The organism is Lysinibacillus sp. NPDC093216 (assembly GCF_050280325.1).
Taxonomy (GTDB): Bacteria; Bacillota; Bacilli; order Bacillales_A; family Planococcaceae; genus Lysinibacillus.
The window spans coordinates 181,415-201,024 of sequence record NZ_JBNNVB010000007.1; the positions used below are offsets into that span (position 1 = coordinate 181,415).

The 19,610-nt window shown below is 35.9% G+C and carries 17 protein-coding genes and 1 pseudogene; 15 read left to right on the forward strand and 3 right to left on the reverse strand.

Features of this window, described 5'->3' with window-relative positions:
- Positions 1-123 precede the first annotated feature (123 nt).
- A complete protein-coding gene (locus ACQKOG_RS10935; RefSeq protein ID WP_370083623.1) occupies positions 124-477 on the reverse strand; it encodes a DUF4260 domain-containing protein in 354 nt (117 codons plus the stop codon).
- Positions 464-904 (reverse strand): MerR family transcriptional regulator, encoded by a 441-nt coding sequence (locus ACQKOG_RS10940; protein ID WP_415732618.1) that lies wholly within the window; start codon positions 902-904, stop codon positions 464-466. The genes ACQKOG_RS10935 and ACQKOG_RS10940 overlap by 14 nt, the downstream gene beginning before the upstream one ends.
- Before the next feature lie 125 nt (positions 905-1,029).
- Between ACQKOG_RS10940 and ACQKOG_RS10945 the strand changes: the two genes are divergently transcribed.
- From ACQKOG_RS10945 to ACQKOG_RS10970, 6 genes and pseudogenes are all read left to right on the forward strand, one after another.
- On the forward strand, positions 1,030-1,305 hold the full coding sequence (locus ACQKOG_RS10945) for a sigma factor (RefSeq protein ID WP_402869187.1): 276 nt from the start codon (positions 1,030-1,032) through the stop codon (positions 1,303-1,305).
- A 207-nt stretch (positions 1,306-1,512) separates the two neighbouring features.
- The gene (locus tag ACQKOG_RS10950) at positions 1,513-2,967 is read left to right on the forward strand and encodes a tetratricopeptide repeat-containing diguanylate cyclase (RefSeq protein ID WP_370083629.1); all 1,455 of its coding nucleotides are present in this window, start codon (positions 1,513-1,515) and stop codon (positions 2,965-2,967) included.
- A gap of 231 nt (positions 2,968-3,198) precedes the next feature.
- On the forward strand, positions 3,199-3,714 hold the full coding sequence (locus ACQKOG_RS10955) for a sigma-70 family RNA polymerase sigma factor (protein ID WP_427446368.1): 516 nt from the start codon (positions 3,199-3,201) through the stop codon (positions 3,712-3,714).
- The gene (locus ACQKOG_RS10960) at positions 3,701-4,363 is read left to right on the forward strand and encodes a TIGR04104 family putative zinc finger protein (RefSeq protein WP_370083632.1); all 663 of its coding nucleotides are present in this window, start codon (positions 3,701-3,703) and stop codon (positions 4,361-4,363) included. Before ACQKOG_RS10955 ends, ACQKOG_RS10960 begins: the two co-directional genes overlap by 14 nt.
- A gap of 147 nt (positions 4,364-4,510) precedes the next feature.
- Positions 4,511-5,047: pseudogene (locus ACQKOG_RS10965) on the forward strand (biotin transporter BioY); the annotation flags it as partial.
- 209 nt (positions 5,048-5,256) lie between these two features.
- Positions 5,257-6,831: an amidohydrolase gene (locus tag ACQKOG_RS10970; RefSeq protein WP_427446370.1), complete on the forward strand. Its 1,575-nt coding sequence runs from the start codon at positions 5,257-5,259 to the stop codon at positions 6,829-6,831.
- Between the two features lie 127 nt (positions 6,832-6,958).
- Here ACQKOG_RS10970 and ACQKOG_RS10975 read toward each other — a convergent pair whose 3' ends face one another.
- Complete coding sequence (locus tag ACQKOG_RS10975; protein WP_370083636.1) at positions 6,959-7,180, reverse strand: hypothetical protein; 222 nt, start codon at positions 7,178-7,180, stop codon at positions 6,959-6,961.
- A gap of 254 nt (positions 7,181-7,434) precedes the next feature.
- Here ACQKOG_RS10975 and ACQKOG_RS10980 point away from each other — a divergent pair, with 254 nt between their 5' ends.
- From ACQKOG_RS10980 to ACQKOG_RS11020, 9 genes are all read left to right on the forward strand, one after another.
- Positions 7,435-9,207 carry a glycerophosphoryl diester phosphodiesterase membrane domain-containing protein gene (locus tag ACQKOG_RS10980; protein ID WP_427446372.1) on the forward strand — a complete coding sequence of 591 codons (1,773 nt, stop codon included), beginning with the start codon at positions 7,435-7,437 and terminating at the stop codon, positions 9,205-9,207.
- A gap of 455 nt (positions 9,208-9,662) precedes the next feature.
- Positions 9,663-10,610 (forward strand): stalk domain-containing protein, encoded by a 948-nt coding sequence (locus tag ACQKOG_RS10985; protein ID WP_427446374.1) that lies wholly within the window; start codon positions 9,663-9,665, stop codon positions 10,608-10,610.
- 233 nt (positions 10,611-10,843) lie between these two features.
- On the forward strand, positions 10,844-11,416 hold the full coding sequence (locus tag ACQKOG_RS10990; RefSeq protein ID WP_427446376.1) for a cysteine hydrolase family protein: 573 nt from the start codon (positions 10,844-10,846) through the stop codon (positions 11,414-11,416).
- Complete coding sequence (locus tag ACQKOG_RS10995) at positions 11,391-11,936, forward strand: GNAT family N-acetyltransferase (RefSeq protein WP_370083644.1); 546 nt, start codon at positions 11,391-11,393, stop codon at positions 11,934-11,936. Before ACQKOG_RS10990 ends, ACQKOG_RS10995 begins: the two co-directional genes overlap by 26 nt.
- Before the next feature lie 443 nt (positions 11,937-12,379).
- Positions 12,380-13,594: an MFS transporter gene (locus ACQKOG_RS11000; protein ID WP_427446378.1), complete on the forward strand. Its 1,215-nt coding sequence runs from the start codon at positions 12,380-12,382 to the stop codon at positions 13,592-13,594.
- A gap of 1,005 nt (positions 13,595-14,599) precedes the next feature.
- Positions 14,600-16,546 (forward strand): primary-amine oxidase, encoded by a 1,947-nt coding sequence (locus ACQKOG_RS11005; protein ID WP_427446380.1) that lies wholly within the window; start codon positions 14,600-14,602, stop codon positions 16,544-16,546.
- A gap of 21 nt (positions 16,547-16,567) precedes the next feature.
- Positions 16,568-17,113 (forward strand): hypothetical protein, encoded by a 546-nt coding sequence (locus ACQKOG_RS11010; RefSeq protein WP_427446382.1) that lies wholly within the window; start codon positions 16,568-16,570, stop codon positions 17,111-17,113.
- Positions 17,114-17,127: 14 nt separating this feature from the next.
- Positions 17,128-18,642 (forward strand): aldehyde dehydrogenase family protein, encoded by a 1,515-nt coding sequence (locus ACQKOG_RS11015; protein ID WP_427446384.1) that lies wholly within the window; start codon positions 17,128-17,130, stop codon positions 18,640-18,642.
- Between the two features lie 33 nt (positions 18,643-18,675).
- A complete protein-coding gene (locus ACQKOG_RS11020; RefSeq protein ID WP_427446386.1) occupies positions 18,676-19,488 on the forward strand; it encodes a hypothetical protein in 813 nt (270 codons plus the stop codon).
- Positions 19,489-19,610: the final 122 nt, after the last annotated feature.

The window sequence follows — 19,610 nt, forward strand, 5'->3', positions numbered from 1 at the left end:
AAAGCGGAAGAATCGCTGATAGAACCACGAACATCGCTGATAAAACCACAAAAACCGCTGATATAACATCAAACATCGCTGATAAAACCATCCAACCCATCGATACAAATCACAACTTCTAACTTAAGCTATTTGTTGTAAATGAGTTTTAGTAAAGGCATCATCATATTTTAAACCATAGCCTAGCGTACGATCTAAAAATATATGAGCAAGCCAAATTATAGAGGCCATTAGTAGCGGGGGCGATACTGTGGCAAAGCCTATAATCAAGAGAATGGCTGGCACGACTAAACTATGGCCAATATTGTAAAATAACGCGCCAATTTTAGTGTTTACTATGTAGCCTAACATCGTTATATCCGGTAGTAATAAAAACAATATAAAATAAAGGAACGAAAATTCAAAATACCTGTAGAAAAATATACTTACTAAAAATGCTATTAAATATTCCAATGAGATAATTTTACGTAGTTTCATGATGACCACTTCCTTCTTGTAATTTATTATACATATCCTCGATAAGTGAGCCGATGACCAACTTATTTTCTGCGTATTTTCCATCAGCCATTAATGTTTGAGTGAGCTGTAAGGATTGTAGAGCCTGCTGATAAAAAAATAACTGCTTTTCAATGTGGGCGATCTTTGTTGAGAATAACTGTACTGTTTGTTGATTGCAGGCATTTGAAGTTGGCTTTTGCTCTAGTGTTAGAAGCTGTTTGATTTCTTGTAATGTAAAGCCGAGCTGTCTTAATACTAAAATAAATTTTATTGTATGTTCACAAGTGACATCATACACTCGATAACCATTGTCCCGTTTAGTTGGGTGTAGTAATCCTTCTTTTTCATAGTAACGTACGGTATCAGTAGATAAATTATACTTAGTTGCAAATTGTTTGATAAGCATGTGAGCACCTCCTAAATTTATCCTAACATTGGAGTATGCTCCAATGTCAATACGGTAATTGAAATTTTTAAAAAAATGGTGAAACGGTCGTTGAATGGCAGTCGTTTATAGTGTAAGAGGGGGAGGTGGACGGCATACTTGAAAAAATTATGGATGAACATGCAGAGCATTTATTGCGTCTCGCCTATTTTTATGTGAAAAATAGACACGCGGCAGAGGACATCGTGCAGGAGGTTTTTATCAAATTTTCACAGCATGATTATGAAGAACGTGGACAGCTACGTGCTTATTTATCAAAGTTAACGATTAATAAAAGCAAGGATTATTTAAAAAGCTGGCATTACCATTCTGCAAGTCTCTTTAAAGAAGAGACTTGTTTTTTCTGTGCTTGGAAATTATAGTTTTTGTACTGTTATAAATATTCAAAGTATAAAAAGAGTCATTTTTATAGGGTTATGTATTATCTTTTTGGGAGAAATGGATCACTGTATGGTATTTTAAGGTTAAAATTACTCATTAATTTGAAAATAAATGAGTCTGAGGAATTGTAATATTATGCACATAAAGATAGTATTAAAGAAGTAGGGGTTAATATAAGGAGGGGCGGTATGAACACACAGGAGTTTGACGAACTATGGATTACACTAAATGAATTGTATGATGCGAATCGCTTTATAGAATATATAGAATTAAGTAGTGCCGCAATTGAAAGTGCTATTGAACTTGGTATGTATAAAAAAGCAATCCTGTTATTGCGTTATAGCTGTGCAAGCTATTTCCAAACAGGTGATTTGCAAGTTTCCATTAGTGTGCTTGAGCAGTATCGCGAATTAACCTTTCAATATGGCGATGATATTGATTTAATCCACCATTATATTTTAGCAGCCATTTATTGGGGAACGTTTGGCCATATAAAGAAGTCTAAAGAGTTTATGATTAAAGGACTAAAGATTGCTGAGCGTATTCAACATATAGATAGTATAGGGAAAATTTATAATAATTTGAGCGACTTGGAAAACTCTTTAGGGAACTATCAAAAAGCGAAGGATTTTGCATTAAAGAGCTTATACTATGCTAATTATTTCGAGAAAAAACATGAAAATCCATATTCAGGGATTATGTATTCAAAAATAAACTTAGCTGTTGCACAAATTTCCCTGGAGGAATTTGATGAAGCAGGGGAATTATTGAAAGAGCTGTTATTGACGGTTCAGAAACCACCTTATTCAAAGCTACAATTAGAAGTTATAAATGCCTATGCTTTACTTTGTGAAAAACAGGGACGCATTGGCGAGGCTATTGATTTGTACCAAAAGTCGAAGCACTATGCCTTACAAAATAATGATTTAGCTATGCTTCAAACAATCTACAATTCTTTGGTGAAGCTAATAGAAAAGCAAGGTAATAAACTTGTATTGTGCTCGATACAAAAGGAATATATTGACATTTTATTAGAAATTCAAAGGGAAAATTATACTCATTTATTATTTGAGATGGAGTACAATGACCAGAAAAAACATTTTGAAAAAACCTCTTACATTGATCCATTAACGAATATTTATAATCGACGCTATTTTGATCAGAATGCAGAGAAAATGCTGGAGAAAGCTTCAGTAGAAAATCAGCAATTAGCATTAATGATGATTGATTTAGATCATTTTAAAGAAATCAATGATGCAAATGGTCATTTATTTGGTGATGATGCTTTAACGATTACTGCAACAACATTAAAGGACTATTTTCAAGCATTTGAGTCGATCGTTGCTCGTTTTGGCGGGGACGAGTTTATTGTACTTTGCAAATTACAGGAAGGTGAATCTATTCAAACGATGACGGAAAATCTCAATCAAACATTAAATTCTCTGTCCTTAATAATTAATGATGAGACCGTTCAGTTGGAATTTAGTATTGGTGTAAGTACAAATAAACAAGGCCGAATTACCGCTGTCGAAGAGCTGATCCATAATGCGGACACAGCACTGTATACGTCCAAGCGCAATGGCCGTAACCAAATCACGTTCTTTAATAAATATAGTGATGTGGGAAATAAACAGGTCAGATGACTGGCGGATTTTAAAATGTAAACGTTTTATTCAGCGAAATATTTTTAACTTCTTTCAGCGGGTTCCAAACATCCGCTGAGGCATAATGGATTCAATCATAAAGGATCTGCTTCATTTCAACGAATAGTCGTTGGAGTTTGGCAGATTTTTTTCTTTTTAAAAATTTTTGAAAAAATGAATCGGAAATGAAGTGGCATCCGTCAGTAGTTTAGAAAGAAGGTGGGACAACAAATGGATATCGAAAAAATTATTGCAGAGCACGGTGACTATTTACTCAAGGTTGCTTATTTATATGTGAAAAATGAAGCAACAGCTGAAGACATTGTGCAGGATGTGTTTATCGCCTTTTATCAAAAGCAGGAGCAATTTCGTCAAGAATCATCATTACGTACATATTTAGTGAAAATGACGGTCAATCGAAGCCATGATTATTTGCGTAGCTGGAAAAGTAAACGACTGACACTCTTTGAAAAAATAACAGGGCGTCCGACAGCAGTCACGCCTGAAAAAGAATTTCTTGCTAAGTCTACAAAACGAGAACTAGTGGAAGCTTTGTTTACATTATCTGTGGCATATAGGGAAGTACTGATTCTCTATTATTTTGAGGATATGACAACAGTGGAAATTGCAAAGCTCGTATGTTGTCCAGAAGCAACAATACGTACAAGATTACAGCGTGCGAGAAAGCAACTTGCAACAACAATCGGTGATTATGATTGGGAGGTGTTACGCCATGAATCAATTTAAAGAAGATGTACTAAATGAACTTCGGGATGTAAAACTTACAGATGAAAAAAAACAAGCAATTGCCCAAAAAGCTCGTAGTAAAACTAAACAAAAAAGAAGTAGTCCATGGCAATATCGTTTGGTACTAGCAACGTTTACGCTTTTTGTCATTGGTTTTAGTTATTTATTATCACATAATAAAAATTCAGGGAGTCATCAGGCAGCTAGCTTACAGCAAGAAGCGGATACATGGAGTATATGGACATTTTTACAGAATGATTTCGTAAAAGGTATATTGTTTTTTAGTTTTTTTGTAGGTATTACTTTTATTATTAAACGTGTGCTAATCAAGAAAGGATATGGCCTACCGGTGTGCATTGAGTGTGGGGAAACTTGGTCAGAGAAGCAAGCTCGAAAAATGTACCGAAAAAATGGACAACTCGAATGCCCTTATTGTGGGAAAAAACAATATCGCACAAAGAAATCTATGCAAATGGGTGGCATTTTAGCATTTCCGGTTCCTTTAATGTCTTTTATGCATTATATTTTTAATAATTTTACGATTGGGATTATTTTCTTTATAGTTGCATTACTTATTTATTATCGTCAATTAGCACCATATGTCTTTGATTTACAAGAAGATGATCCTACCAACGATCCGCTTTGGTAATTTGTGAAGAGAAATTGCTAGTTTACTATAGCAATTTCTTTTTTTATAGCAATTTTTCAAAATAGATTGACAACAGTTTTTATTTGCTTTATCTTTGTGTTAACTTATTTGCAGCATGAGTTAACGTACAAAGGGAGGCCATTTAGTTTGAAAAAGAGTAGTACATATAATTATGTGTTAGCGGCATTTGGTGCAGCGATTATTGCTGTTCTTGCACAAGTAACGATTCCGCTACCACTTATTCCAATTACAGGTCAAACATTAGCAGTAGGCTTAGTCGTAACAATTTTAGGGACAAGAGTTGGTACGTTATCAGTACTGCTTTATATTTTACTTGGTGCAGCAAGTCTTCCGGTATTTAGCGGTTTTTCAGGGGGATTGGGTATTTTAGTTGGTCCTACAGGTGGCTATATTGTTGGATTCCTTGTGACGGCCATTATAATGGGCTTATACTTAGATAAATTTGGGCTTACAATGTTCCACGCAATTGTTGCGAACATCATTGGGATGGTTGTGACATTGGCGTTTGGAACGACTTGGTTAAAAATTGTCGGAGATTTAACTTGGACAGCAGCATTTATGGGTGGTGTAGTACCATTTATCGTTGTAGGTATTGTGAAAGCTGTTCTGGCAGCATGGTTTGGCGTAATTGTTCGTCGTCGCTTAGAGCGAGCACATTTAATTTCTTTCAGCGGGTTCCAAACACCCGCTGAACAGAGGAACTCAGTCAAAGAACGCCACGTCCTGTGGCAATTTATCTGTGGGAAAGCAAAGCGACAGCAACAACACACAACTGAGTGACCAACATCACGTTGGCCCAAAGCGTCCGGCGGATGTCACGGAATTATGCCGAGACATAATTGATTAGAAGCAATTGCATAGGAGGAATTGTTTTGGCAACGTTATGGACAGGTGGAAAAATTTACACGATGGCGCAAGTTGGCGAAACAGTTGAAGCAGTCCTTGTAGAAGAAGGAAAAATTGTGGCGACAGGCTCAGTAGATAGCTTGTCGCCACATGCTACTTCTATACGACATTTACAAGGGAATGTGATGTATCCAGGTTTTGTCGATAGTCATTTACATATCATTGGCTACGGGGAGAAATTAAAGCATATTGATGTCTCGAACGTCAGAAGTAAGGACGAGCTACTGGCAATTATTCGTGAACGGATGACAAAGGTTCCTGCTGATGAATGGGTAATTGCGATAGGGCTTAATGAGACACAATTTGAAGTTCCTATTTTCCCAACATTAGCCGAGCTCGATGCACTTGGTGAAGCACATTTAATCATTAAGCGTAGCTGCCATCATTTAATTTTGGCTAATTCCAAGGCACTGGCATTTGCGGGAATAACAAATGACACACCATCTCCAGAAGGAGGGGTCATTGATAAGGTGGATGGACAGCTAACAGGAGTCTTAAAGGATGCGGCATTGTATATGATTGTCAACCATATGCCTCATATTACGCCCGAGTATATTGAGGACGCTCTTGAAAAGGCGGTAACATCCTTGCAATCATTTGGTTTAGTAGGTGGTCATTCTGAGGATTTAAGCTATTACGGGCCACCGCTTCAACCGATACATGCTTTTCGGAAAATCGTCGAGGCAAAGCAAGCGTTTAAAGTTCATTTATTACAACACCACACGGTATTTGAGGAAGTTGCCAAGATGGAAGAAGCATCTTCTCCGTATTTAGAGTTTGGTGCCATGAAGATTTTTGTCGATGGTGCCTTTGGAGGACGTACTGCAGCTCTTCGTGAACCGTACTGTGATGAACCAGGCAATAGCGGTATGCTCGTACATTCAACTGAACAATTAGAGGAATATGTTCAATTGGCACGTCAACATGAACAAACAGTGGCAGTGCATGCCATTGGAGATTTAGCCATTGAAACAATTTTAAAAGTATTTGCCGCCCATCCTCCTCGCGAAGGTCAATTAGATCGTGTTATTCATTGTAGCTTGGTCGATGAAGGTATTTTAGAAAAACTCGCTGGATTGCCTGTCGCAGTGGATATGCAGCCTCAATTCGTGCAGGGAGAGTATGAGGCAGAACTATCTAGGCTAGGAGAGGAACGAGCAAAAGGATTACACCCGTTAAAATCGCTATTAAATCGTGGATTAGTTGTTGCAGGTGGCAGTGATGCCCCGATTGAAGTACCAAATCCTTTATTTGGTATATATGCTGCGGTAACAAGACGGAATTTCGGGGAATCCCATAACGGCTACGGTCCAGAAGAGAAGATTTCACGCTTTGAGGCAGTACGACTATATACTGTTGGAGCTGCACAAATAATAGCGCAAGATCATGTTAGAGGTAAAATTGAAAAGGGCTATACAGCAGACTTCACAGTTTTGGAAGAAGATATTTTTACAATAGCTATCGAAAACATTCCACAAGTAAAAGTCGCCTATACGGTTGTTGATGGGCGTATCATTTATGAAAAAACCGCCCAGTCATAACGGAAATCAACCACACATTTTGCGAAATTAAAAATATCCACCTTAATTCATTGACATAATATTTTTATAAGAACATGAAAAACGCTGCAAAGAATAAACTTTACAGCGTTTTTTCATTTTTTAGGAGCTAGCGTCTTTCTGATAAATTTTTCACTTGATGCTCGAGTATTGTCACTCGTGTTGTTAAATCATCTACTTTTTGCTGAAGTGTTTCTTGGGGAGGCAAAGGAGCAGTCGATTTCATTTTTTTAATCGTATTAATCATCACGAAAAATATCGCTAGGAAAATGACAAAAAGTACGGTTGTACTAATAATATCACCAAGATTAAACATTGTTTGTCTCATCATTATTAGCCCCCTTATTTTGTATTGATTGTATTATTTACTGGGTTACATACAAAAAAGTTTCAAGAAAATATTTATAGACACTAAAAATACAGAAATCTTATCATTTTTCCTTGCATATTATATGGAACAAATTGTATTCCAAGAGCGGAAGGTAATTAGAAATAAATGGCTTTACATATCATATTGGAAGAGCTTATAAAAATCGTAAAGATGCTTAAGATAGGGGATACGATAGGTATGACTGGGGTGAGTAAATGCACAAAGAGGGACAAGTAATGCGACAAGCCTTTTACAATATTTATATGTATCGCATCGATTATATACAGGTTTTCGCGCTGATTAAGTTATTTCAGTTTTTATTAATTGTTCCTGTGATGGCTATCGTATTTAAGCTAATGCTCCGAGTAACGGACTACACACATATTACGGAGCAAAATATTCAAAGTTTTATGGCGCATCCATTTGTCATCTCAATGATCATTTTTTTGATCATGCTCATTTTGCTAGTTATTTATTATGAAATGGGCTTTCTTTTTTTAATGGCTTTTTATCAACAACGGGGAATTCGCTATCGATATCTACACATATGGCAGCAGCTCAATCGTAAGGTTATTTCTTTTTTTAGTATACAAGTCATTTTTTTATTTATTTATATTGCACTTTTATTGCCAGTAGCTTCATTTATATTTCCACTAACGTTAACACAAGCAATGTCCATTCCGCATTTTTTGACAGATGAAATAATGAGCAGTCGCTCGGGTCGTTTACTTTATGCCGTTGTGGTAATTGTTTTTGTAATAGTAGGGATACGTAGTATTTTGGCTTTGCCGATCTTTACAATCCAGCCCAAAATATCATTATTTCGTTCATTAATACACAGCTGGCGTTTTTCAAAGCAGGGCTTGTTTAAACTCCTTGGATTATTAGCTATGCTAGTTACGGTTCTTTTACTTATGATGCTTGGAATTACACTTATAAGCACCTTGCCATTATATATATTGGAGCGTTTGATACCGAGTACAGCACTTGTCACGGCGGCGATTACTCTTGCTTTTTTAGAAATGGTTTTCGTCGTGTTATTTAGTATACTGCAAGCAATGTTTTCACAAGTAATGGTGACTTTTATCTATAATACACCTGTTTTAGGCAAGTCAAGGTTTACACCGAAATTTCGAAGAAGGCGTTATAAGCCATTGTTATTCATTGTTGTGGTTGTTTTCATCGCCTTAAGTGTGATGAATATCATTTCGTTAGAGAAAAGTGTCTATGCACCAGATACAAAAATTATTGCTCATCGTGGCTTCACGGAGGGTAATGTAGAAAATACAATCAGTGGCCTTGTCAGCGCAGCAAGTGCAGGTGCAGACTTAATCGAGGTCGATATCCAGCAAACGGTAGATGGACAATTCGTTGTATTTCATGATCGAACATTAAGAAGACTGACAGGTAAAAATGGAGTTATATCCAATATGACGCTCGGTGAATTAAAAACGTTAACGATTCATGCTAATGGTTTTAATGACAAAATTTCATCTTTAGATGATTTTATTGAAATAGCAAAAACTTTAAATGTTTCCTTACTGATTGAATTGAAAGTTCATGGTAAAGAAACGGAAGATGTATTGCCCAAGTTAGTAGATAAACTAAAAGCTTATAAGGTGCTCGATACGTATTATGTGCAATCATCAGACCCACAAATGATGTCACAGTTAAAAAAATTGGCACCGAACTTACGTGTTGGGATTGTCTATGCATTAAACATCGGGCCGATGGATGAAACGGTTGATTTTATATCACTTGAGGAAGCATGGGTAACAGATCAACTAATCTCAGAGATGAAGCAACAAAAAATTGATTTGTTTGTCTGGACATTAAATAAAGATCAGTCATTACACGAATTTATTCGGAAAAATGTCAACGGAGTCATCACCGATCTCCCAGATATGGCTTTGAAAATAAGGAAAAAACAAAATGAGCGTGAATATTTTTTACAGCGTATATTAAATCTACTGCAATTTATGTTCTAAATTAATGTGATTAAATGCAATTACCCGAGCGAATCGGGGCGAATATTCGCCCGAAGCAGTGAAATACCCGCGGAAGATGAGTGAATACTTGCGCGAAGCAAGGAAATATTCGCGGAAGGAGAGTGAATACTCGCGCGGAGCAAGGAAATACTCGCGGAAGGAGAGAGAATATTCGCCCGAAGCAGTGAAATACCCGCGGAAGATGAGTGAATACTTGCGCGAAGCAAGGAAGGAAATACTCGCGGAAGGAGGGCGAATACTCGCGCGAAGCAAGGAAATACCCGCGAACCGAACAAAATACTCATCCAAACAGCATAAGAGAAAGCCGTGATTCTTCATCGTAAAAGAATCACGGCTTTTTAGTAGTATGAAAAAAATATTGGTAATGTTGTAACCTTTTCTTTCTATAACCGACTACTACTATGAATTCGTGAAATGAAGGAGATGCTTTTTTTATGAAAATGACGAAAGTTGTACCATTTGCCATGTCAGCATTATTAATCGGGGGCGCTGTAGTAGCTCCAACTGCATCAGCGAACGAAGGAGAAGCGGTTGTGACGAACGCTACTGATAATAATGAGCAAAATCCACAAGTTCAACCTATTTTTATTAAAATAGCTGGAACAATTGAGAATGTTGAAAAACGTGAGGATTCAACATATTACACTGTGAAAGAAGAAGAAAATACAAATGTTTTTGTCGTAAATGACGATACACTAGTTTTCGATAATACTGGTAAAGAAGTTAAACTACAAAAAGGTGATAAAGTAACGGCATACACGTATGCAAATAAGCCAATGCTGATGATTTATCCACCACAATATAACCCAGAGGTAATTATTGTTGAAACAAAAGAAATGGGAACAGTTGAAGTAGACTTATTCAATAAAGAATTAGTGAATACTGATAACACGCTAAAATTAAATGTTGGTAAAGAAACGGAATTACTCAGCCTATCTGGTAAAAAGGTAAAGGCAGAGGATTTAGCAGAACAACATTTACTAGTGTTCTATACAATTGCAACAATGAGTATCCCAGCACAAACACCACCTTCAAAAGTTGTCGTTTTAGATACGATTGCACAAGAGCCAGGTGAGGTTGATCCGGGTGAAGTGGATCCATCTAAAGCTGCTGTACAAGAAATTATAAATAAAGACTTTTATGAGGTCGAAGGTACTAAAATGGTACCACTGCGTTTAATTGCCGAAGAGTTAGGCTTTAAAGTAGAATCAACAGGAAATGGCGCAATTATTTCTAAAGGCGCATTATCTTATACAATTACACGTGATCAAAAAGAATATGGCTATAATAAAGCACTTCGTCATTTTGAAGTAGCACCAGCTTTATTAGAACCAACAAAAACATATGTACCAGTTGAATTTGTTGAAGAATTAATGAAATAAAATGTTGTTTACCCCCTTCATGGCATCGTGCTGTGGAGGGGGTTTTATCTTGACTCGGTAGATGCTTTAGAAAGGATGCGGCTCACCTGACGCTCTCAAGAAAGTATAAGCCGGAACGGAAATCAACCACACGCTATGGTGATGAGCTATTCATTTCTCATAATTCTCTTTAAATGGAAAGAGTATTTTTGTACAATAAGAGAATTAAAGTCAGATTCCTAAAGGAGAACTATATGAAGCAGGCATTAATTATCGTGGATATGCAGGAAGCATTCTTTTTGGATAGTGAAAACCACTTATTTGATTACGAAAAAGTATTAGAAAACATTAATATGTTAATAACTTGGGCTCGTAATAGTGAAGTTCCGATTATTTTTATCCAGCATACGGATTCAAATAAAGATGACGATTTTGCGTTTGGAAAGCCAGGCTGGGATCTATATCATGGGCTTCTACGACAACCAGAGGATAAAGTGATTCAAAAAACAACGTGGGATGCATTCTATCAAACGGAACTAGCGCAATACTTACAGGAACAACAAATTGAGCAGCTTATTTTCGCTGGTGCTCAAACAGAATTTTGTCTTGATACGACCATCCGAAATGCCTATAGTCGTGGATACCAGCATAATATTTTAGTTGAAGGTGCACATACCACACTAGATAGTCGCATATTAAATGCACAGCAAATTATAAAGCACCACGAGTCTATTTGGCACAATCGATTTGTGAACATTCAGCCAAGTACTTTTTTCAAACTAAGTAAAAGAGGTTTCAATAATGCGCATAAACAGCCAAGAATTTAATATAAATGAACTTCATTATACAATTAGATCTGCCAATATAGAAGATGCCCAAGCATTATCAGATCTGAGGCTACAACTTGATGGAGAGACGGAAAACTTCGATAGGGAACAAGGGGAAGGCTTCATCGATACGACAGGATTTGAAGAAATCATTAAGGAAGACACGGTAAGTCCAAGGAATTTGTGTTTAGTAGCAGTAGTTGATAATCGCATTGTTGGATTTTCTAGATGTGCGGGATCTCCATTAAAAAGAATTGCTCATAAAGTAGAATTTGGTGTAGGTGTTTTAAAGGAATTTTGGCGCTATGGGATAGGAAAAAATTTCTTGAAAGCATCGATAGAGTGGGCTGACACGAATGACATAAAAAAAATGGCCTTGCAAGTTGTAGAGACAAATGACAAAGCAATTTTGCTCTATAAAAAGCTTGGCTTTGAAGTTGAAGGCGTCTTAAAAAATGATAAACTCTTTTCAGATGGCAACTATTATAATACGATTGTCATGGGAAGAATTAAGGCATAATTTTAAAATAAACCCAGCTAAGCAAATAGGTTTTATTAAAAGTCAAGTTATAGGCTGAAACTATTTTAAATAGTGAATTCTTATTTAATGTCACACATTATATGTATAGAAATTAAAAGGATAGAAGAGCTTAAATGAATAAGCTCTTCTATCCTCTTTTTTACCATAGATGACCCTATTTACTACAACAATTAAATCAATCTAATGTTGCAGTAATTTAAAAGGAGCTTATATCAGTTATTAATTATATATGGATATTAATGTAATATATTGAAAAACAATGCTATAATTCATATAAATATTTATTGATGATAAAAAATTTGTGATAAATCTACGTCCCCCAGATTTGTCCGATATATGATAGGAGTTAAATTTTAATGAATAGTCCAATTTAATATTCCCCTATTAAGCCAAAATTCGAATGAAATATTGGGGGATATATAATGAAATTGAATAGAAACTTTTCTTTATTACTATTGGGTCAGTCACTCGCTAATATAGGCGATGTATTATATATAGTCAGTGTTATAAGTACAATTTTTGTATTAACAGGTTCTACATTTGCAGCATCGTTTGTGCCATTTACGATTGCTTCTTCTATGTTTATATCCAGTCTGCTGACACCTCTTTTGGTTGAGAAATTAAATCTTAAATGGTTACTTGCTGGGTCACAAATTGTAAAAACGATTTTACTCTTTATTCTAGGATTTATGTTAATTGGTTTAACAGCAGCTAATTATTATTTTATCTTTTTAATAATAGGATTGATTGCCTTTTTTGACGGTTGTGCAAATCCAATAAGACAGACATTGACTCCATACTATGTTAAACCTGAACATCTAATTCAAGCTAATGGAATTTCAGAAACTATTACGCAGGTCATAGAAGCAGGTATGTGGTTCGTAGGAAGTTCATTGCTAATTATTATGAGTTCTCAACAACTTATTTGGTTAGTTGGATGTTTATTTGTAATTGCAAGCATATTACTTTGCTTTTTAGAAAGTGTAATCTATGAAACAACCGAGTTAAAAGGGAAACTAGAAAAGATTAAAGAGGGTTGGAAAACTTTATCTAATACTCCGGTATTAAGAAGGATTGCTTGGATAGAATTTTTGGAAACAATTGCAGCAACGGTTTGGATAGCTGCTATTTTATATGTGTTTGTCAACGATGCTTTGAACGTTGATGAAAAATGGTGGGGATTTATCAATGGAGCTAACTTTTTAGGTCTGATTTTAGGAAGTGCTTATTGTATTAAATTTTCTTCTTTTGTTGAAAAGAAATTAGGAACTTTTATTTTTGTCGGTTCATTCGCAAGTTTCTTATTCACAATATTATTTAGCCTAAACAGCATTCCAATCATTTCCTTACTTTTATCTCTCTGTGTAGGGCTTTTTGGACAAATTAAAAAAATTCCTCAACAAACGGTTATACAAACTAGTGTGCCAAAAGAACAGTTGTCAACTGTTTATACCTCGTTAGGTGCTATCGGAACTGGGATTTTTGGCGTTGGCTCTCTTGTTATGGGACTATTAGCAGATTTGTTAGGAATTAGAATTGTATTCGTTATTTCGGGGCTATTACTTGCGATAGTAAGTACAATTGCTCATAAAAATAAGCAATTGTTTGTTAGAAATATTATGGAACAAAAAAATTAAAGATGAAGGATTTTATTAGCTATAATGTCCTTTGTTTTTAATGACTTTGTGATAGTTTGTGAAGTAGGACCATCATTTTTGATGGTCTTTTTTATTGAGGCTGTTTTCGTAAACTTTGTTGCTTTTAAGCCAAAAAGTAATATTGTGATACTATAATGACATAAAAGGAATTAAACGGTCATTGTATAAAGGTTTGAATATAATAAATTAGGAATAACAACCAACTTTTAGGTAGATGAACCCGAATTAATAAATATAGTGTTCTTTCACTTACTACTTTATTAATCTTCGTTGTTATGTTTTTTACAATGTGGAATGGAGTGTCGTTAGGAGCATTAGGTAAACCATATATTCTTTAAATGTTTTTGTTCCCATTATTAGGAGCTTTTTTAGGATTCAAAGCAAAAAAAGGTTTATTAAAATGGCTACTAATAATACTTAACATTAGTGCAATCTGTATCATCGGGTATATTTTATTACTTGCTTACGGTATTGCCGAAAGCTAATTAAAACAAGATGGGTAGCATTTTTCGCTATCCTCTTTTTTATTCCTTACTAAGTAGCCCTTAAAGAATTGACAGTATTATAGTTCGATTTTTGTCACGCTGAAATAAGCATTTGCTCCACTCGTTTTTCAAATACTACGTTTTTCTCTAAATCAAGCCAACGGAACCAGTAAAGGCATACGATCCTTTGCAAACACGTAATGCATATTTAATTTAACGAAACTACATGGAGTTTGTGAATTGCAATGGCAAGATGAAAGACGGTCTAAATGGTGGTCTTCCATCTGATCGCTTCTAAATAGATTGGCAGATTAAGATTCTAATGACTTATCTGCAGCTAAATTAGCATTTTTAATGAAATTACAGAACACTTAAAACAGAAAATATTGTATATTTTTAGCTAAAAAGCAACTTATCGATAAAAATGCCGTTATTTACAATAACTTCGCTGAATTTTCTGACTATAATTAAAGAGAACAAATTATAAGGGGTTGATTGAATGTCAGTAAAGGTTAATCCAAACGTTGAGCTAAGCCACCCATTATCACCATTATCTGAAGTAGAAATTGAAAAAGCTGTTCAATTAGTCAAGGAACAGCAACAGTTGTCTGAACATGTACGGTTTATGTCGGTGATGTTACATGAACCTAAAAAATCAGAAGTACTAAATTACAAACCAGGTAATACGGTAGATCGCCAAGTGTTTTTAGTGATTTTAGATGATAAAGAATTGAAAACATTTGAAGCAATTGTAAATTTAACTTCAGAAAAAGTTGATTCCTACGAACATATTCCTGGGGTACAACCAAATGTAGCCTTAGAGGAATTTGAGCAATGTGAAGAATTAGTAAAGAGCCATCCTGATTTTATAGCAGCTTTACAGAAACGTGGGATTGACAATCCTGATTTAATCATGGTGGATCCTTGGTCAGCAGGGAATTTTGGTGTTCAGGAACATGAAGGTAAACGTTTACTTCGTGCGATTTGTTGGCAAAAACAATCACTAGAAGATAACGGATATGCTTACCCTTTAACAGGTATTGTAACGTATGTAGACCTAAACAAAATGGAAGTTTACAAAGTAGAAGATCACGGGGTACGTCCAATTCCAACAACATCAGGTAATTACCATCCTGAAGTTGATGAATCAATTGTGTTTAGAAATGACTTAAAACCATTGGAAATCATTCAACCTGAAGGTCCAAGCTTTACAATTGAAGGGAATTTGATCAAATGGCAAAAGTGGAGTTTCCGCTATGGATTTACACCACGTGAGGGCCTTGTATTATACACAATTAATTACCATGACAAAGGCAAGGATCGTCCAGTTCTTTATCGTGCAGCATTATCAGAAATGGTTGTCCCTTATGGTGAACCAACATTTTCGCATAACACACAAAATGCCTTTGATGCTGGTGAATATGGAATGGGTCAATTAGCCAATTCGTTAGAACTAGGTTGCGACTGCTTAGGCGAAATTCAATACTTTGATGGTGTTGTAGCTGATGTTAAAGGAAATGCGCGTACGATCAAAAATGCGATTTGCTTACACGAAGAAGATTACGGGATTGGTTGGAAACATACAGATTGGCGTACAGGCAATGTAGAAGTACGGCGCTCACGTCGATTAGTGATTTCATTCTTCTGTACAGTTGGAAATTATGATTACGGCTTCTATTGGAGTTTCTACCAAGACGGTACGATTGAAGCTGAAGTCAAACTAACAGGTATTTTAAGCACTGGTACATGTGAGGATGGCATCCAAACAAAATATGGATCTGAGATTTCACCAGGATTAAACGCATCACATCATCAACACTTCTTTAATTTCCGACTTGATACGATGTTAGACGGTGAAAATAACTCAGTAGTTGAAACAGAAACAGTATCAGAAACATTGGGAGAACACAATCCGAATAGCAATGGTTTCTATCCTGTTTCACGTATCTTTAAAACGGAGAAGGAAGCGTTACGTAATTTAGATTTAAAAACGCAGCGTACTTGGAAAATTATCAATAAAAACTCACTTAACCGAGTGAATCAACCTGTTGGATATAAAATTTTGCCTGGCGAAAATTGCTTCCCATTTGCTCATGAAGAGGCAAGCGTTATGAAACGTGCTGGCTTCCTTAAACACCATTTACACGTTACGCAATTTGATGAAAATGAAAAATATGCAACAGGTATGTATCCAAATCAACATGCTGGAGGAGATGGATTGCCAAAATACGTTGAGAAAAACCGTTCAATTGATGATGAAGATATCGTCGTTTGGTACACAATGGGCCATCATCATATCCCGCGCCCTGAAGATTGGCCTGTAATGCCAACTGCATACATCAATTTCCAATTAAAACCAGTTGGATTCTTTGACCGAAACCCAGCAATAGACGTTCCTAGACCGGACAAGAAGTGTCACACAACTTCGTCATGTCATATACAATAAAACTCTTTAAGGAGTGATTATATGCTACCATTCCTAAGCATGTTGGTGATTGTTACCTTTACGGTAATCACTAACCGTTTATTAAAACAGCGTTTTGCTAATCATGGCATGGCCAAGTGCTGTATAATGCTGATTTCTATGACAATGAGTACTGCTGTTGGAATAAATATGGCTACCTGGCTTCCCGATATGGTACTAGGAGCAATAGCATCTATTATTATTTCTATTGCATTAGGCTATTTACTGTCAACAGGCTTACCGATGTACCTATTCATGGAAAGTGTAGGATCTAGTTTTATGGGAGCAATGATGGGCGTGATGCTAACATTAATGACCACCCAATATTTAACGTTAAGCATTATCTTTTTTACAATGATGTTTATTGTAAGTGCTATCATTTCTATCGGTGTATGGAATCGTGAGATGTTTCCTATCTTTATAAAAGCCATTCCAAAACATATTTACATTGTGGCTGGTTTAATGATTTGTGTACTAGTATTAAGTAGTTTAGAGATTCAACATGAGGTACCTGTAAAAGAAGAACAACAGCATCATAATCATCATTAAAGGGGTCGATAATTATGCTAAATGTTAAAGCGAGTATTAAAGAATCGGGCATTCAATTCAAAAAGAAATATGACAATTTTATTGGTGGTGAATGGGTAGCACCTGTAAATGGAGAGTATTTCGATAATATTACGCCTATCACGAAAGAAGTATTTACGAGTGTAGCTCGTTCAACAAAAGAAGATGTAGAGCTAGCGTTAGATGCCGCTTATGAAGCCCAAAAAACTTGGGGGAAAACACCTGTAGCAGAACGGGCACGTATCTTACTAGCGATTGCTGATCGTATGGAAGAAAACCTTGAAAAAATTGCAAAGGTAGAAACTTGGGATAATGGGAAAGCGATTCGTGAAACTATGTATGCTGATATTCCATTGGCAATTGATAATTTCCGCTATTTTGCAAGTGCCATTCGCGCACAACAAGGGCAAGTGACACCTTTTGATGAGGATACAGTAGCTTATCATTTCCAAGAACCTATTGGTGTAGTTGGCCAAATCATTCCATGGAACTTCCCTATTTTAATGGCAGCTTGGAAATTGGCGCCAGCACTTGCTGCAGGAAATAGTGTTGTATTAAAATTAGCAGAACAAACGCCAGTATCATTCTTATTCGTAGTTGAACTTATTCAAGATCTATTACCAAAAGGTGTATTAAACGTCATTAATGGTTTTGGTGAAGAGGCAGGTAAAGAGCTAGCTTCAAGCCCACGTATTGCCAAAGTGGCCTTTACGGGTTCTACAGCTGTCGGCAAACTGATTATGAAATATGCATCTGAGAATCTAATTCCCGTTACACTAGAGTTAGGTGGCAAATCTCCTAATATCTTCTTTGAAGATGTCATGGATGCTGATGACGGATATCTAGATAAGGCGATTGAAGGATTAGTTATGTTTGCTTTAAATCAAGGTGAAGTTTGCACTTGTCCATCTAGAGCCTTGATCCATGAGTCTATTTATGATCGTTTTATGGAAAAAGCCCTTGAACGAGTAAAGCAAATTAAAGTTGGGGATCCATTCGAACTTGAAACAATGATGGGTGCACAGGCTTCAGAAGAACAACATAAAAAAATTCTTTCTTACTTTGAAATTGCTAAACAAGATGGCGCAGAATGTTTAATCGGTGGCGCCGAAAATCGCCTTGATAATTTAGATGGCTATTTTATTAAACCAACTATTTTTAAAGGCAATAACAAAATGCGTATTTTCCAAGAAGAAATTTTCGGTCCTGTATTGGCAGTGACTACATTTAAAACCTTCGAGGAAGCGATTGAAATTGCAAATGATACTATGTATGGATTAGGGGCAGCTGTATGGTCACGTAATACAAACGTTACCTATAAAGCAAGTCGAGAGATCCAAGCAGGACGTGTTTGGATAAATACGTATCACCAATACCCTGCTGGTGCAGCATTTGGCGGCTACAAAAAGTCAGGCGTCGGTCGAGAAAATCATTTAAAAGCTTTAGAATCGTATCAATCGACTAAATGTGTCTTAGCTAGTTACAATGAACAGGCGCAAGGATTCTTTTAATTTTACCTAAGAGTAAAGTGAGGGGGCGGCTTATTGAGTAGCTATTATCCAATCCAACCTGAATTGGTCCAAAAAACGTATTCTTATAGAGAACTGGCTCCAAACAGCAATTTAAACCAGGATATACTATTTTATTATGAGTTTGAACCAATAGACATTAATAGTGATATTCATGTCATTCCTGATGCTTGCCAAGATTTAATGTTTTACATGGGCAAAGATCAAAAGGTTGTCTTAGGGAATAGCCCGACTACACGTGAAATTTATTCATTTACCACAAAAGGTAAATATTTTGGTGTTCGTCTAAATCCAAAACAAACAGTTATTCAATACAATTGCGCATTAAAACAAATTGTTCAACAACCGTTTGTTAATGTTGAATTAGGCTGTACACTAGACTCTAAATTTATACAAGCTGTTTTTGAAGCAGGAGATTTCGAACAAAGAGTGCAGATTTGTAATGAGTATTTTTGCTCTCAAAAAAAGGAAAAAAGCTTAAGTGATGAAATATTCGCTACTTGTTTTGATTCTATAATTGAAAATAATGGGCTGTTCTTACCAGATGTAATTCAGCATAAAACAGGTTATTCTGAGCGATATATCCGAGAGCTTTTCTACAAAAAAACAGGTTTTGGACCAAAAAAACTAAGTAAATTCATACGTATTCAACTCTTACTTCAACATTTTTCTTTTGAAGAGACACCTGTAAACATTGACCAATATGGTTTCTATGACCCTTCACATTATTACAAAGAATTTAAAAGCTTACTTGTAATAACACCTGCTGAATATATAAAAGAATTTTTAGGTTGGAAAAACATAAAACGAAAGCTGCTATCGTATTAGCCCCTCAAAGCTTTCTCTTTTTCTTATGACGGATTGTAATATTAAGTGCAACACCTAGAAGTCAATATAAAGGAAGCCCATAACGACCTCGTGTAGAATGTAGTTACCACACAAACATTCAA